Below are 15,066 nucleotides of genomic sequence, written 5' to 3'. Positions count from 1 at the left end.
AAATTTTTATTTCTTTGGCGCGTCGATTTGAACCGTGTTGGGAATAAGCTCAGTCGCGCAGGCCCACCAGCCATTTTGCTGGGCAGCATCGGCAAGCCTTTCGACCGTGGCAGCGGTGTCGCAAATGGCAAACGAGCAGGCACCCGATCCGCACACATCTACAGCAACGGTTCCGTCCTGTTTACGCAGCCAGTCGAGGACCGTTTGAATCTGCGGCTCCATCTGTGCGGAAATGACACCCAGGTTGTTATGGATGAGCGCATATGCCGTCTCGGCATCACCAGCACGCAAGGCAGAAGCTATCGCGCCGGGCTTGTCCGCAGGCACCGGGGCCTCGTCAAAACGTCGATAGGCTTCAATTGTCGAAACGCTCGCCTCCCGCGGCTTGACCAGCACAACGGGCGTCGCGGGCAGCGCGGAGTATTCAGTTGCCAGCACGTCTCCCCCACCTACGTAAAACGCAGGGCTCGCGTGCAAAAAGAACGGGACATCGGCACCAATGCCCCGCGCAATGTCATCGAGCGCGGGGTCGGTGCGATCAATGCCCCAGAGCTCCGCCAAGGCGACAATGACCGCGGCCGCATCCGTCGAGGGGCCGCCCAAGCCGGCGCACAATGGAATGCGCTTCTCAATCGTCACGCAGATGTTTGCCTCGCGACCATAATGCTCGGCCATAGCAACCGCAGCCCGATACGCCGTATTCTTTTGCATGGGAAAATCTGATGCCGGAACCGTCTGGACGGTCAGCGCCTGCGCCGGCGTGACCGTCACGGTATCGGAAAGACCGACGGCCGCCATCAGGGAATCGACCCTGTGATAGCCGCGGTCATCGCGCTCGGTATGAACCCCCAGGTAGAGGTTAATCTTTGCCGGCGCGGAAAGAGTCAGGGACCGATCGGTCACCGTTAATGCTCCTCGAGCTGATTGCCGAGCGGGGTAAAGATATGCTCGCCGCTCTCGGGGTCGAACAGCTCGACCTGACCGGTGAGCACATCGATATACTGGTAGGACTGACGCGACTTGCGGCCACGACGCTCGTCAACCTCGACAATGAAGACGGCCGGGTGGACGCTCTTGATGGTGCCCATGCGCTCGACGACGCGGGTACGGCCCATGTTGGCCTTAACCTTGACGCGATCGCCCACCATATCGGTCAGCTTCTCGTGGATGTCGTCGACGTGATTGACTTCCATCTCTTCCATGAACAGGGCCTCCAGAAGGTGCAATTCAAAAAGGGGATAATACCCCTAAGATAGACAAAACTCTAATACTATAGCACCCTGTTGTGGCCATACGCAAGTAGCTAAAAAAGCCCGGTCTCGAATACGTACCAGACGACAATCTCGCATGACCAGTTGTTACGCGGTTTGGTAAAACCGCGTAACCTAAAGGTTATCGGTGTCCAAGACGATGGTGAATGGGCCGTCGTTGACCAAGTCGACTTTCATATCGGCGCCAAAAATGCCGTGCGCCACGTGTTCGACATCTTGGCGAACGAGCGTCAGGAAGTACTCGTAGAGCTCGTTGGCAACATCGGGCGCGCCGGCATCCGTAAACGATGGGCGGCGACCGTGGCGGCAGTCAGCGAACAGCGTGAACTGCGACACCACGAGCACCTCACCGTCGACATCGGCAAGCGCCAAGTTGGTCTTGCCGTTCTCGTCCTCGTTGATGCGCAGCCCGCGGAGCTTGCCCCACAGCTTATCGGCCTCGGCACGCGTATCGCCATGGCCCACACCCAGCAGCACCAGGTAGCCGCGTCCAATGCGGCCCACGCACTCGCCGTCGACCGTCACGCCGGCGTTGAGTACGCGCTGCACCACCGCACGCACGGCCTACTCCTCGCCCGTCAGTTTGGCGGATAGGTGCTCGAGCGCATGGAATCGATGGCTGATGGCGTTCTTCTCGTCCGCCGTCAGCTCGGCCATGGTCTTGCCCGGCGTGTCGACCGGCAGGAACAGCGGGTCGTAGCCAAAGCCGTGATCGCCGCGGCCCTCGTGCGCGATAACGCCCTCGCAGGCGCCCTCACCATAGGTGACCAGACCATCCGTGTCGATGAGCGCGACGACACTCATAAAACGCGCGGTGCGATCCTCGTCTGCCACGCCTTCCAAGTTAACGAGCAGCTTGGCGTTGTTGGCGGCATCGTCGCCATGCACGCCCGCATAGCGCGCGCTATACACGCCCGGCTCGCCGTCCAGGGCATCAACGACCAAGCCCGAATCGTCGGCAATGGCCATGAGCCCCGTCTCCTCGACGGCAGCCTGCGCCTTGATGATGGCGTTCTCCAAAAACGTCGTGCCGTTTTCCTCGGGGTCCTCAAAATCGCCCAGCTGGCCGAGCGCCACAAAGCGCACCTCGGGCATGACCTTGCCCAAAATGGCCTCGATCTCGGTGAGCTTATGAGCGTTTCCGGTTGCCACGACGATGGTCGCCGCCGGGTCGAGGGTGTCGATGTCGATCTTCTCAAGTGCCATAACTGGCCTCCTTGTCTCTATAGCAATGCCGCGCCGAGGGCGACGAGGGCCTCTGCCTCTCCCCTCTCAATCAACGGAAGTCTTGTGTCTAGACGTCTCCGCAGATGAAACCTACCAAAATAAACCTGTCCCTTTTTGGCAGGTTAGGCGAGGGCTTGGCGCTGGAGCTCGATGAGCTCGGCGATGCCTTTGTCGCCCAGGTCGAGCAGGGCGTTGAGGCGTTTGCGGTCAAAGGGCGCCTGCTCGCCGGTGCCCTGGAGCTCGATCATCTCACCGGTTTCGGTAGCGACGAGGTTCATGTCGACCTCGGCATGGCTGTCCTCGGAATAATCGAGGTCAAGCAGCGTATTGCCGTCGACAACGCCCATGGAGATGGCAGCCACCTGGCCGATAAGCGGGATGCGCTCGATCTTTCCCGCCTCGACCCACATGGCGAGGGCGTCGTGCAGCGCCACCCAGGCGCCGGTGATGCTCGCTGTACGCGTGCCGCCATCGGCCTGAATCACATCGCAGTCGACGGTGACGGTGTACTCGCCGAGCGCCTTCATGTTGACGACGGTACGCAGGCTGCGGCCAATGAGGCGCTCGATCTCCATGGAGCGACCCTTGCGGTTGGCGTGCTCGCGTTTGCAACGTTTGCCGGTCGACGCCGGCAGCATGGCGTATTCCGCGGTCACCCAGCCGGCCTTAGCTCCCTTTCGCCAGCCCGGCACGCCCTCCTCGATAGTGGCGGCGCACAGCACGCGCGTGTCGCCGAACTCGGCCAAACACGAGCCGTGGGCGTGCTTCATGACGCTACGGGTGAGCTTAACGGGGCGCAACTCGTTGGCGGCGCGACCGTTAGCGCGGTTGACCTGCATGTACTCCATAGAAATATCCTTTCGGCAAAAGATGTGGCGAAGGCCTTGACGGCTGCCTTACATCTATTTCAGCTCATCGATATCGATATGTTCGATGCTCTTGAGCGGCTGACCAAAGATAAAGCTGCCCGCCACCGCAAACTCGGCAATGTTATCGGCCGTCGTGGCAAAACGATGCTGCGGCTCGGCGGCGTCGCCCGCCAGCTGCTCGCGGCGCGTGAGGATATCGGTCAGCTCGCGTGTGGTCTCCTCGGCGGAACTCACGACGCGCACCCCAGGCCCCAGCGCATGGCGGATAGGTCCCACCAACAGCGGAAAATGCGTACAGCCGAGCACCACGGTATCGATACCGTGGTCGCGCAGCGGCTCAACCGTGGCACCCACCAGCGCGCGAACGGCTGGCGTATCAAAAATATCCTCGTTCTCGAGCCACTGCTCCTGCAGATGCGCGCCCGAGGCGAGCTCGTGCTCGACGACCTCGACAAAGCTCGAAGCCGGGCAGCCATACACATCGACACCAGCATCCAAATCCTGGATGGCGCGCGTGTAGGCGCCCGAGCGAATGGTGAGATTGGTGGCGAGCACGCCCACGCGACGCGTACGCGTGCTGTTGATGGCGGCGCGCGCGCCCGGGGCGATCACGCCGATCACGGGAACGTCGAGCACTTGCTGAGCCAAACGCAAGGCCGCGGCGGTCGCCGTGTTGCAGGCGATGACCATGATCTTAACGTCGTGCCTCGATAGCCAGCGGCCCGCCTGCAGCGCAAACGAGCGCACTTCATCCTCGGTGCGCGTGCCGTAGGGGCAGCGCTTGGTGTCACCAAAGTAGTAGACGGACTCGTGCGGCAACGCCGTCGCAATCGCGCGCGCAACCGTCAGACCGCCCAAACCAGAATCGAACACGCCAATCGGGCGCGTGTCGCCTGCCGGATTCTCGATATCGGACATTACCTCACCAGTCTCTCTCGAAAAGACATGTCCACGTGCGGCGACGCCGCGCTACGAACGCGCCGCGACCAGCAGCTCTACCGTCGCCGCCCAACCGTCGACAATTTTGCCGCGCGTAACGAAAGCGTTCTCGCAGGCAGCCAGGAACTCGGGCGCGCCGGCGCTCGTCAGGCCATTCTCGACCAGGCAGAACGTGCCCACGTGATCGGCCATGTAGAAATCGGACTCGGAATCGCCGAGCGCCAACGTCTCCTCGCGCTCGATCCCTAGGTGCTCGCAGAAGCGCGCAATAGCGACGCCCTTGTTGAGGCCCGCGGGGTTGATGTTGAATGCGCGACCGTCCTCGACGCGATCGAGCTCGAGCGTCGTCGGCTTGGACAGGTGAGTCAGATGGCCGTTGCAAGCCCAGATCAGACCGCAGCCGGCCTCGTCCAGGATGGCCTGAACCTCATCGTCGGGCACATCGCCGCGCATGCCGACGGTGACCTCACGGTACTTGTAGCCGGTCGACATGTCGTTGTGATACTCGATCTTGTGCGGCCAGCGGGCGAGGATCTTCTCGCACACGCCGGTCTGCTCGATCACCTGGTGCGGCGTGAGGCCGCAAGAGGAGTCGTAGGGCATGTCGCCGGTCAGATACTCCCAATCGTTGGCTTTGAGGTCGTACATGACCAGGCCGCCCATCTCGCCGATGTAGGAGTTGAGGCCGAGCACGCGCGCATCCTCGTGGATCATGGTACGGTTGCGGCCCGAGGTGGGAACCACCTGAATACCAGCGCGAGCGAGCGCCACGACGGCCTCGACGAGTTTGGTCGAGGGGTTGCCGTCGTTGTCGCGCAGCACGCACGAGCCGGGTGCGAGCATCGTGGCATCCAGGTCGGTAAAGACGTACTTGACCTTGGCCAAGCGCTCGCGCATCTCGCCCGAAAGCTCAGCGACGGTCGGCAGGGTATTGTGGGACATGGTTACTCCGTTTACGTAGAAGGGTTTGGACTTGGACGGCATGTTTTGATTGAGGGAACACGCTTATGGCGACAGCGCACTCAGGGCGCCGCCGCCATCATGGTTCATTAGTCAAACTGGGTAACATCGATCAGGCGATTGGCCAGCGAAAGGTCGCTCTCGATGGGCACGAACTCGTCGCCCACGTGCATGAGCTCCTCGTCACCCTTTGCCAGCAGCAAGACAATGGTGGGAGCATCGGGGTTGACGTACTCCTCGCGCGCCGCCTTGAACGCCGCATGCACAGCGGCTTCGCGGTCGAGGATGATCTTGTTCGGCGTATCGCCGGGAACATGCTCGGCAAGCTCGCGACAGACCTTCATCGGGTCCTCGTGAGCCGGGTCCTCATTGGCAAAGATCATCAGGTCGGAATACGGTGCGGCCTCGCGCGGAAGCTGCTCGCGGCGCTCCTGCGCCTTGCCGCCGGCAGCGCCAAACACCGCAATGACCGGACTAGCGGGAAACGCGCGCTTGACCGACGAGAAAAGCGAGCGGAACGAAAGCTGGTTGTGCGCGTAGTCGACGACACAAATCACGCGGCCGTCCTTCGACTCCACGACCTCCATACGGCCCGGCACACGCAGTTTTGAGAGGCCCTTCTTGATGGCATCGATACCGATGCCGATCTCGCGCGCAGCGGCGATAGCGACCAGCGCGTTCTCCACGTTAAAGTCGCCCGCGATACCCAGCAGGACCTTCTCCCCCGCCTCGGACTCGTCGGCACACAAGCCATGCAAGTTGAACTCGATGCTAAAGCCGACCATGCGTACGTCGCTCGCCCACAGACTTGCCTCGGGATGCTCGACGCCAACGGTCACCAAGCGCTCGGCCGTCGACGCTGCCTCTAGCACACGGTCAACCTCTTCGGTGCCTAGATTCACCACGGCGGTCTTTGCCTGGTCAAAGATCCTGAGTTTGCTCTCAAAATAATCCTCAAACGTGGGGTGTTCGATCGGCGAGATGTGGTCGCGGCCGATGTTGAGGAAGCACGCCACGTCAAACGGCAGATTCTCGACGCGTTGGTACTTGAGCGCCTGGCTCGAAACCTCCATGACCATGGACTGGCGACCGGACGTGCGGCAGTTGGCGATATGGCGCCAGACCTCGGGGGCCTCGGGCGTAGTATTGGTGCTCTCGTAGCACTCGATGCCATCGTCGGTACTCACCGAGCCGATCATGCCGCAGGACTCGCCCGCCGCTTTGATAATCGACTGGAGCATAAAAGCGGCCGTGGTCTTTCCCTTGGTACCGGTGATACCCACGATCTTGACGTCGTGGTCGGGACGGTCGTAGACCTCCGGCGGCAACAGGGCCATGGCCGTGCGAACGCTATCAACAACCAGCATCGCAGCACCGCTCTCCTGCGCCAGCGGCTCCAGAGACTCGACCAGTGACTCCTCGCACACAAATGCGACGGCGCCCGCATCGAGCGCCATGCTCAAAAACGCGGGCTTAAAGGCAGCACCTTTGCAGAAGAACACGTCACCTGCCGAGACCGCGCGCGAATCAAACGAGCAGCCGGTCACGGCACGCTCGTCAACCTGCTCTGATGCGCGCAGCTCGCCGCACACATCGAGAAGCTTGGCAAGCGTATCGACCGTGGTCACGGTCGCGGAATCCGAATGGTGCATCTTTCACCTTTCTCAGCCATTTGGCAGGGACGGTTTTATAGTAACTGAAACGCACCCACGCAAAAACGGCTCCCGGAGGAGCCGTTACGCGCAGGCGTTCGTCAGCCGAGGCTAGGCAGCCTGAACAGCGGGCTGGTCCTCGTCGATAAAGAAGCGCTTGTACCACACCAAGAACACGAGCGGCGTATAGATCTTGCGCTGGAAATCGCCCTTGCCCGCAAAGTGCAGATCGAGCAGGTGCATGAGTTCGTCGGTATCGAAGAACTCGCTTGCCCACGGCGCGGTGAAGTACTCCTTGACATAGTCGTACCACTTTTGCTCGCGCAGCCAGTAGACAATCGGCACCGGGAAGCCCACCTTGGGACGGGTGGCCCACTCATCGGGCAGCGACTTGTTGGCAGCGTGGCGGAGTACCTGTTTGTTGCCGTTCTCGTTGATGCGGTAGCGGTCGGGAATGTGCTCGGCGAACTCCATGACTTTGCGGTCCAGGAAGGGCACGCGCAGCTCCAGTGAGTGTGCCATGCACATCTTGTCGGCCTTGAGCAGAATGTCGCCCGGGAGCCACATGTTCATGTCCAGGTACTGCTTCTTGACCAGCTCGGGCTGACCCTTCACGCGCGCATAGATGGGAGCGGCAAGCTCGAAGGCACCATCGCCGGTGTTGTACTCGGGCTTGAGCACGTCGTCGACCTCGCGCTCCGGCCATACCAGAGCCTGTCCCAGGAACGACTTCTCGGGGATCTCGGCACCCTTGACCAGGAAGTTATGTCCCTTGAAGTACGGCATATGCAGCGCCAGGTTACCGAGCGCGCGACGGACGGGCAGCGGCACCATCTTTTTGTACTTGCGCACCGGGACCGTATCCTCGTAGTAGGCGTAGCCGCCAAAGAGTTCGTCGGCGCCTTCGCCCGAAAGCACCACGGTGACGTCCTTGCGGGCCATCTCGGCCAAGAACCACAGCGGCACGGAAGACAGGTTGGACTGCGGCTCGTCCATGTGATACTGGATGTCCTCGAGCGCACCGAAGAACTCGTCGGCGGTAATCATCTTGCGAACGTTTTCGACGCCGAGCTTATCGGAAAGCTCCTTGGCGTAGTTGGTCTCGTTGAAGTTCTTGTAGTCAAAGCCCACCGAGAAGGTCTTGTCGGGCATGAGGCAAGCGGCGATGTAGCTGGAGTCGACGCCACCGGAGAGGAACGACGCGACCTTGACGTCGGCGATGCGATGGGCCTCGACGCTCTCGTGCACGACCTCGTCCAGCTCATCGACATACTCTTCGAACGGCTTCTCGACGGCAGAGTAATCGCAATCCCAGTAACGCTCGATGTTCATCTTGCCGGTCGGGATATCGACGGTAAAGTAGTGCGCCGGCGGCAGCTTGTAGACACCCTCGAAGAAGGTCTCCTCGGTTGCCGAATACTGCAGCGTCATGTACGGACGCAGAGCCTTTTTGTTGACCGCCTTGTGGAAGTGCGGGTAGTCCAGGAAGCTCTTGATCTCGGAACCAAAGAGCACGCCCGGAGCGCCGTCGCCCGCATCGGCCATGGGATAGTAGTAGAGCGGCTTGATGCCAAAGATGTCGCGGGCGCCAAAAAGCTTGTTCTTCTTTTTGTCCCAGATGACGAAGGCGTACATACCGCGCAGGCGATCGAGAACGGCCTCGCCCCACTCCTCGTAGCCGTGCAGGAGGCTCTCGGTGTCGGCGCCGCAGTGGAACTTGTAGCCCTTGGCCTCGAGCTCGGAACGGAGTTCTTGGAAGTTGTAGATCTCGCCGTTAAAGACAATGACGACGCTGCCGTCCTCGTTGGCCATGGGCTGAGCGCCGGCCTCGGTCAGGTCGAGGATCGACAGGCGGCGGAAGCCCAGGGCAACGCGGCCGTCGATAAACTGACCGCCCATGTCGGGACCGCGATGGACGATGCGGTCCATCATCTTGGTGAGCACCTCGGATTGGTTATCCGTCCCACCGACAAAACCGACAAAACCGCACATATACTATCCCCTCTGCTGTTGCTGGGCATCAAATCGAATCAGTAGCTTTTGAGTATACCCGAGGGCGTAAAGAGGGGCGGAATGTTCAGGCAATCTCAACTGAATCAGCTCCGCTGTGACACGCGCGAGTTACCTTTAATGGATATGAGGTGAATGGGGCGATTGTTTTGCTATACTCTCTCCGCACGGGCGATTGGCGCAACGGTTAGCGCAGGTGCTTTACACGCACAAGGCTGGGGGTTCGAATCCCTCATCGCCCACCACTGATTTGATAGGCTCCCAGCAATGGGAGCCTTTCTTTTTTGGGCCCAGCGCATGGGATTCGAACCCGCCAGGGTGCGGAGCTGAGGAAACGCGCAAGCGTTTTCCAGCGCAGCACGCGAGGGCCGCAGGCCCGAAGCGAGAGCGGGCGGCGAAGCCGCACGCGACATCCCTCATCGCCCACCACTGAATTGGAAACGGTCCTCGCAAGGGGACCGTTTTGTTTGCGCCCATTTCATGGGATTCGAACCCGCAAGGGTGCGGAGCTGAGGAAACGCGAAGCGTTTTCCAGCGCAGCACGCGAGGAGCGAAGCGACGAAGCGGATGCGGGCGGCGGAGCCGCACGCGGACATCCCTCATCGCCCACCACTGATTTGATAGGCCTCCAGCGATGGAGGCCTTTCCTTTTTCATGCCCAGCGCATGGGATTCGAACCCGCCAGCACGTCTGTCACAAAGGCCGTGGCCAAATAATGGCAAAAATGAGTACTGCTACTTTGTTTGCAACATATAAAAAGATAGTATTTGCTTAAGTTACGCAGCATATGTCCATTATTAGGACTAACAGTTGGATCAAAATCGTGCATTCATCGCCATTTCGACTTGCCATCTGGCCTTATTAGTCCAAAATTGCTGCTACCAAATCGGTAACACTACTCATATTTGATGTTATTTGACCAGCAGGTCTCCCTGCCTTAGCGAATCTAAGGCAAAACGGGCTCCAGACCGCTGAATCATGCCACATAGGACACGCCCGCAGTCCGGAACCCGGTCCAAATTGAGGTATTGCGCTGCGTTAGCCCAAAACGTCCGACAGAATCTCGACCAAACTGTCCACGTCGGCTTCCTCGCAGACGAGCGGCGGCAAGAAACGCAGCGTATGGGCACCCGTAGCGTTAATCACGGCACCGGCGGGCAGCGCGCGGGCAACAATATCATGCGCATCGCCCGCAGCATCATCCAAATCACAGCCGAGCATCAAGCCGCGGCCACGCACCTCCGTCACGTGCGGCAGCTTAGCGAGCTTTGCCTCCATATAGGCACCCACCTTGGCAGCATGGTCGGCATAATCGCCGCGCACAAGCGCGGAGAGCGTCGCGGCGCACGCCGCGACGGCCAAGCAGCTACCGCCAAAGGTCGAGCCGTGGTCGCCCGGCTTAAACACGTCGGCAATCTCCTTCTTTGCCACGACGGCACCCATGGGCACGCCATCGGCAATGCCCTTGGCAAGGCTCATGATGTCGGGCTCCACGCCATAGGTTTGGAATGCAAACGGCTTGCCGGAGCGGAAGATGCCGCACTGGACCTCGTCGGCGATAAGCACGGCGCCCACTTCGTGTGCCAGGTCGCGCGCTGCCGCCATAAACTCCTCGGTCATGGGGTGCACGCCACTCTCACCCTGGATCGGCTCGAGCATCACGGCACAAATCTCGCTCCCCAGCTGCTTAAAGATCGCACGCAGCTCGTCCACATCGTTGGGCGTGCAGGCCACAAAGCCACCCGGCAGCGGGCGGAAGCTGTCCTGCAGCCAATCCTGCATGGTAGCGGCAATGGTCTCGAGCGTACGGCCGTGGAAGCCGCCGCGCATGCACACGATGGTGTTGCCGCCATTACCGGCACGCTTGGCGTACAGGCGCGCGAGCTTCATCGAGCCCTCGTTGGCCTCGGCGCCAGAGTTGGCAAAGAAGGTCTCCCAAACCTGCTCATCCGCAGCCGGGGCACCAAGAGCAGCTGCCGTGGTCTCATCGCCGGCGACAATGGCATCGGCAAGCACGCGCGCACCATCTACGTCGTCGTTAGCAAGCTTGGACAGCAGCGCCGCGACCTGTCCGCGCTGCTCAATGTAGAAGTAATTGGAGACATGCATGAGCTTTTTGGTCTGTGCCTCGAGCGCCGAGAGCACAGCCGGGTCGCCATGACCTAGGCTGCACACGCCGATGCCGGCAAGAAAGTCGAGGTACTCACGGCCATCGTCGCCGGTGAGCTTCATGCCGTGACCCTCGACAAACTCGACCGGAGAGCGGCCAAAGGTATGCATAACGTAATGGGATTCAAGCGATTGCTGAGCTGCAAGTGACATGGGATGCCTTTCGTTGGGCGCCAGACGGCGCGGGGCTATGGGTGCAGGAATTGGGCGGCTGCGGGTCAGCTAGACCGTCTGAAGCTTCTCGACCTCGTCAAGGTTTTCGGTCAGACGCGCAGCAAACGTCGAAAGCGGATGCGGATGCGTATCGAACTCGTAAGCCGTCTCGGTGGAATGGATCACGGTGCCGACGCCGGCATCGGTCAGCAGCTCCAGGAGCAGCGAATGCGGCGTAGTACCGTTAATGATGTGGGCACGAAATACGCCGCCGGTAAGCGCATCGACGGCCGCGCGCAGCTTGGGAATCATGCCCTTATCGACCTCGCCGCCGTAGAGCATTTCGTTAACCTCGTCGAGCGTTAGGTTGGAGATAAGCGAGTCCTTGTCGCTAAAGTCCTTGTACAGGCCATCGACATCGGTCAAAAAGATCGCCTTATGCGCGTGGAGCGCCGCGGCAACGGCACCGGCGGCGGTGTCGGCGTTGATGTTGAAGAAACCGCCGTCCTCCCCCGCCGCGACGGTAGCGATGACGGGGATGTACTCGCTATCGAGTAAGCGCTCGATATAGTCGGTGTTGACGTGCGTCACTTTGCCCACGCGACCGAGCTCGGGGTCGAGCGGCTCGGCGATGAGCGTGCCGGCATCGCTGCCCGACACGCCCACGGCCAGGTTGCCGTGGTGGTTGATGGCAGCAACCAGCTCCTGGTTAACCTTGCCGCCCAGCACCTCGCGCACGATATCCATAGTCGCCGGCGTGGTCACGCGCTGGCCGTTCTTAAACTCGACGGGAATATCGTAATGGCTCAGCGCCTCGTTGATAGCCTTGCCGCCGCCGTGCACGATGACGGGGCGCATACCGATGATCTTGAGCAAAACGATGTCGCTCATCACGTCGCGGCGCAGCTGCTCATCAACCATGGCGGCTCCGCCATATTTGATAACAACCGTCTTGCCGGTCAGGTTCTTAATCCACGGCAGCGCTTCGAACAGCAGCTGCGCGGTTGCTTCGTTGGATTCGCTCGAACGACAATCGCGTGCGAATTTCATAATCTGCCTCGTCTTTCGTATCGTTATCGCGCCGTGCTCCGCTGTCCGCAATCGCGGCAAGATGCGCAGCGTGCCCGGAATCTAGGAACGGTAGTCGCCGTTGATGGAGATGTACTCATGCGTGAGGTCGCAGGTCCACACGGTCGTTGCCGCGTCGCCTGCGCCCAGGTCGGCCGAGATCAAGATCTCGGGCGCCTCGAAACGTCGTAGAGCCTCGTCCTCATCAAAGGGAACAGTCAGACCGTCGCGACAGACAGGCATGCCCATCATGTCGATGGAAACGTCTTCCTGATTAAACTTCACGCCGCACTTGCCAAGCGCCATAGCAACACGGCCCCAGTTGCAGTCGTGGCCGGCGATGCAGGTCTTAACGAGCGGCGAGTTGGCAACGGCACGGGCGGCGATATCGGCTTCCTCGTCGTTCACGGCGCCGGTAACGTTGACCGTAACAAGCTTGGATGCGCCCTCACCATCGGCGGCGATATTGCGCGCCAGGCTCTCGCACACCTCGTGCACGGCAAATGCCAACTCGCCAAAGGCATCGGAGCCCTCGACGATAGGCTCGGCATCTGCGGCAGCGGCGCCGGAGGCAAGCATGATGCAGGTGTCGTTGGTCGAGGTGTCGGAATCGACCGTTACCTTGTTAAAGGTCTGCTTGACGGTCGAGAGCAGCAGGGCATGAAGTGCCGCAGGCTCGACGGGGGCATCGGTGGTGATAACTGCAATCATGGTGGCCATGTTGGGCATGATCATGCCCGAGCCCTTGCACATTCCGCCTACCGTATAGACATTGCCCGCATGACCCGCGGCCTCACTGACGTAGGACACGGCGTACTCCTTGGAGTGCGTGTCGGTCGTCATGATGGCGCGAGCGGCATCGGCGCCACCGTGGGCTGAGAGCGCCTCGTAGGCAGCAGGAATGGCGGTCTCAAACGTGTCGATCGGCAGAATCTGGCCAATCACACCCGTGGAGGCAACCAGAATCTGCTGGGGCTCACAGCCGATAACCTGCGATGCGATGTTGCAGGTCTCGCGCGCGCAGGCAAGGCCGGTCTCGCCCGTGGCGGCGTTCGCGTTGCCGGAGTTGATTGAAACACCAGCGATGATACCGTAGCCCTTGTCCGCACCGCCCAGGTTGGCACGGCTCACCTGCACGGGCGCCGCGCAAAAGCGATTGGTGGTAAACACGCCAGCACCGGGACAGGGTTTATCGGGCACGACGAGCGCGTAATCCAGACGCTCAGGGTTCTTGCGGAACCCAGCATGGATGCCCGTGGCCTTAAAGCCGGCCGCTGCCGTAACGCCACCCTCGACGGCGCGAATCTTGATATCAAACAGCTCGGTATTCATCGTCTTTATGACTCCTTATGTCAAACAAAAAACGGACATCGGTTGGTGCGCCATGCCAGTCGTGATCATGAGACCAGCTTAAGAGTGGCGCCCCACTCGATGCCCGACTACCAAATCGTTAACAATCGAATGTGCTACACCGGGCACGCCACTGTGGGCAAGCCTCGTCGCTCGTCAAAGCCAAAGACGATATTGGCACACTGGACCGCTTGGCCCGCAGCGCCCTTGCACAGATTGTCGATGGCGCCCGTCGCCACCAGCACGCCCGCGCGCTTGTTGAGCGCGAGGCCAATCTGGGCGGCGTTGGTTCCGACGACCGAAGCCGTCTTGGGCTGCTGGCCGGCGTCGAGCACACGCACAAAGGTGCGTCCAGCGTAGAACTGCTTGTAATAGTCGACAACGTCCTCAAGGGTCAAGGTATCGATAGCCTGCGGCGTAAGCGGCATCGTCACCGTGGAGAGCAGGCCGCGCTTGAGCGGTGCCAGATGCGGGGTAAAGACGACGCGATCGGTTAAGCCAAGGATTTGCTCAATCTCGGGCGTATGACGATGTTTACCCACGCCATAGGCTTCCAGGTTCTCGTCCGCGCTGCAAAAGTGGGTGCGGGCGTTGCAGGACTTACCGGCACCCGTCACGCCGCTAATGGCATCGACGATTACGGGGCCGCTCTGGGCAACCCAGTCGGCGCGCACGGCAGGCGCGGCAGCGAGGCTCGTTGCGGTGGGATAGCAGCCGGCGCAGGCGACCAACACGGGCCTGCCAGCGGCATGGCTGGAAGCAGCGGTCTCCAAGTCCTGGCAGAACAGCTCGGGCAGGCCGAAAGCACGCGTCTTGAGCAGCTCGGGACTCGTGTGCTCGGCGGCATACCATGCCTCAAAGACGGACGCGTCGTTCAGACGGTAGTCGGCCGAAAGATCAAAGCAGGAGACGCCCGATGCAAGCAGCGCGGGCACCTGTGCCATGGCAGCCGTGTGCGGCACGGCAAGAAAAACCGCATCGCAGCTCTTGAGCTCGGGGGCGTCATGCGTGGTGAAAACCAGATCGCTCACGCCAGCAAAGCTCGGATACACCGCGGACAGCGGCTGGCCGGCATCGGCGTTGGACGTAATGGCAACAAGTTCAAACTCGGGATGGCCGAGCACGAGGCGAATGAGCTCGGCTCCGGCATATCCAGCCGCGCCGACGATTCCAACCTTCAAAGACATATCAGACTCCTTGTCTGCGATTTATGCACCGATGCGCATTTCGCAGCGGTCGTTATGAAGTGGGTTGAAACTTTAGCACCAAAAGATGCATGAATACGTAAATGGCTTGCATATTCATGCATTGAAACATTCCCGACACATTCGCTTGAAGGAATTGACAAATGGAGCGGGCCCCGTATTGACCGGCGCTCCTAACGGCGCCGGGCAATAC

General features: G+C 60.7%; 13 protein-coding genes and 1 tRNA gene. 1 reads left to right on the top strand and 13 read right to left on the bottom strand.

The genetic code is table 11. The annotated features are described in order from the left end of the window. Positions 1 to 6: 6 nt before the first annotated feature. The 9 genes from ispE to asnB all read right to left on the bottom strand — a co-directional run bounded on the left by ispE (position 7) and on the right by asnB (position 8,910). The gene (ispE, locus tag I4W09_RS05025) at positions 7 to 903 is read right to left on the bottom strand and encodes a 4-(cytidine 5'-diphospho)-2-C-methyl-D-erythritol kinase (RefSeq protein ID WP_196032505.1); all 897 of its coding nucleotides are present in this window, start codon (positions 901 to 903) and stop codon (positions 7 to 9) included. 2 nt (positions 904 to 905) lie between these two features. Next, on the bottom strand, positions 906 to 1,202 hold the full coding sequence (locus I4W09_RS05020) for a Veg family protein (RefSeq protein ID WP_006234957.1): 297 nt from the start codon (positions 1,200 to 1,202) through the stop codon (positions 906 to 908). Positions 1,203 to 1,385: 183 nt separating this feature from the next. Further along, the gene (gene dtd, locus I4W09_RS05015; protein ID WP_055286755.1) at positions 1,386 to 1,832 is read right to left on the bottom strand and encodes a D-aminoacyl-tRNA deacylase; all 447 of its coding nucleotides are present in this window, start codon (positions 1,830 to 1,832) and stop codon (positions 1,386 to 1,388) included. Between the two features lie 3 nt (positions 1,833 to 1,835). Further along, positions 1,836 to 2,477 (bottom strand): RdgB/HAM1 family non-canonical purine NTP pyrophosphatase, encoded by a 642-nt coding sequence (rdgB, locus tag I4W09_RS05010; protein ID WP_022094898.1) that lies wholly within the window; start codon positions 2,475 to 2,477, stop codon positions 1,836 to 1,838. Positions 2,478 to 2,620: 143 nt separating this feature from the next. Further along, entirely contained in the window at positions 2,621 to 3,346 is a 726-nt protein-coding gene (gene rph / locus I4W09_RS05005) for a ribonuclease PH (protein ID WP_196032502.1), read from the bottom strand. A 54-nt stretch (positions 3,347 to 3,400) separates the two neighbouring features. Next, the gene (gene murI, locus I4W09_RS05000) at positions 3,401 to 4,285 is read right to left on the bottom strand and encodes a glutamate racemase (RefSeq protein ID WP_196032499.1); all 885 of its coding nucleotides are present in this window, start codon (positions 4,283 to 4,285) and stop codon (positions 3,401 to 3,403) included. A gap of 51 nt (positions 4,286 to 4,336) precedes the next feature. Beyond that, positions 4,337 to 5,248, bottom strand: coding sequence for an HAD family hydrolase (locus I4W09_RS04995; RefSeq protein WP_196032496.1), 912 nt, complete (start codon positions 5,246 to 5,248; stop codon positions 4,337 to 4,339). A 107-nt stretch (positions 5,249 to 5,355) separates the two neighbouring features. Further along, positions 5,356 to 6,918 carry a Mur ligase family protein gene (locus I4W09_RS04990; protein ID WP_196032492.1) on the bottom strand — a complete coding sequence of 521 codons (1,563 nt, stop codon included), beginning with the start codon at positions 6,916 to 6,918 and terminating at the stop codon, positions 5,356 to 5,358. 111 nt (positions 6,919 to 7,029) lie between these two features. Then, on the bottom strand, positions 7,030 to 8,910 hold the full coding sequence (gene asnB, locus I4W09_RS04985) for an asparagine synthase (glutamine-hydrolyzing) (protein ID WP_196032489.1): 1,881 nt from the start codon (positions 8,908 to 8,910) through the stop codon (positions 7,030 to 7,032). Between the two features lie 187 nt (positions 8,911 to 9,097). Between asnB and I4W09_RS04980 the strand changes: the two genes are divergently transcribed. Then, positions 9,098 to 9,173 (top strand) — tRNA-Val (locus I4W09_RS04980). A gap of 793 nt (positions 9,174 to 9,966) precedes the next feature. Here I4W09_RS04980 and I4W09_RS04975 read toward each other — a convergent pair. The 4 genes from I4W09_RS04975 to argC all read right to left on the bottom strand — a co-directional run bounded on the left by I4W09_RS04975 (position 9,967) and on the right by argC (position 14,855). Then, a complete protein-coding gene (locus I4W09_RS04975; protein WP_196032486.1) occupies positions 9,967 to 11,250 on the bottom strand; it encodes an aminotransferase class III-fold pyridoxal phosphate-dependent enzyme in 1,284 nt (427 codons plus the stop codon). A gap of 69 nt (positions 11,251 to 11,319) precedes the next feature. Next, entirely contained in the window at positions 11,320 to 12,300 is a 981-nt protein-coding gene (argB, locus tag I4W09_RS04970) for an acetylglutamate kinase (protein WP_055252306.1), read from the bottom strand. Positions 12,301 to 12,381: 81 nt separating this feature from the next. Beyond that, positions 12,382 to 13,650 carry a bifunctional glutamate N-acetyltransferase/amino-acid acetyltransferase ArgJ gene (argJ, locus tag I4W09_RS04965; RefSeq protein WP_196032483.1) on the bottom strand — a complete coding sequence of 423 codons (1,269 nt, stop codon included), beginning with the start codon at positions 13,648 to 13,650 and terminating at the stop codon, positions 12,382 to 12,384. 134 nt (positions 13,651 to 13,784) lie between these two features. Then, a complete protein-coding gene (gene argC, locus I4W09_RS04960; protein WP_148331917.1) occupies positions 13,785 to 14,855 on the bottom strand; it encodes an N-acetyl-gamma-glutamyl-phosphate reductase in 1,071 nt (356 codons plus the stop codon). Positions 14,856 to 15,066 lie beyond the last annotated feature (211 nt).

Source organism: Collinsella aerofaciens (assembly GCF_015670795.1).
Classification (GTDB): Bacteria; Actinomycetota; Coriobacteriia; order Coriobacteriales; family Coriobacteriaceae; genus Collinsella; species Collinsella aerofaciens_Q.
This window is presented reverse-complemented; position numbering and strand designations above follow the sequence as displayed.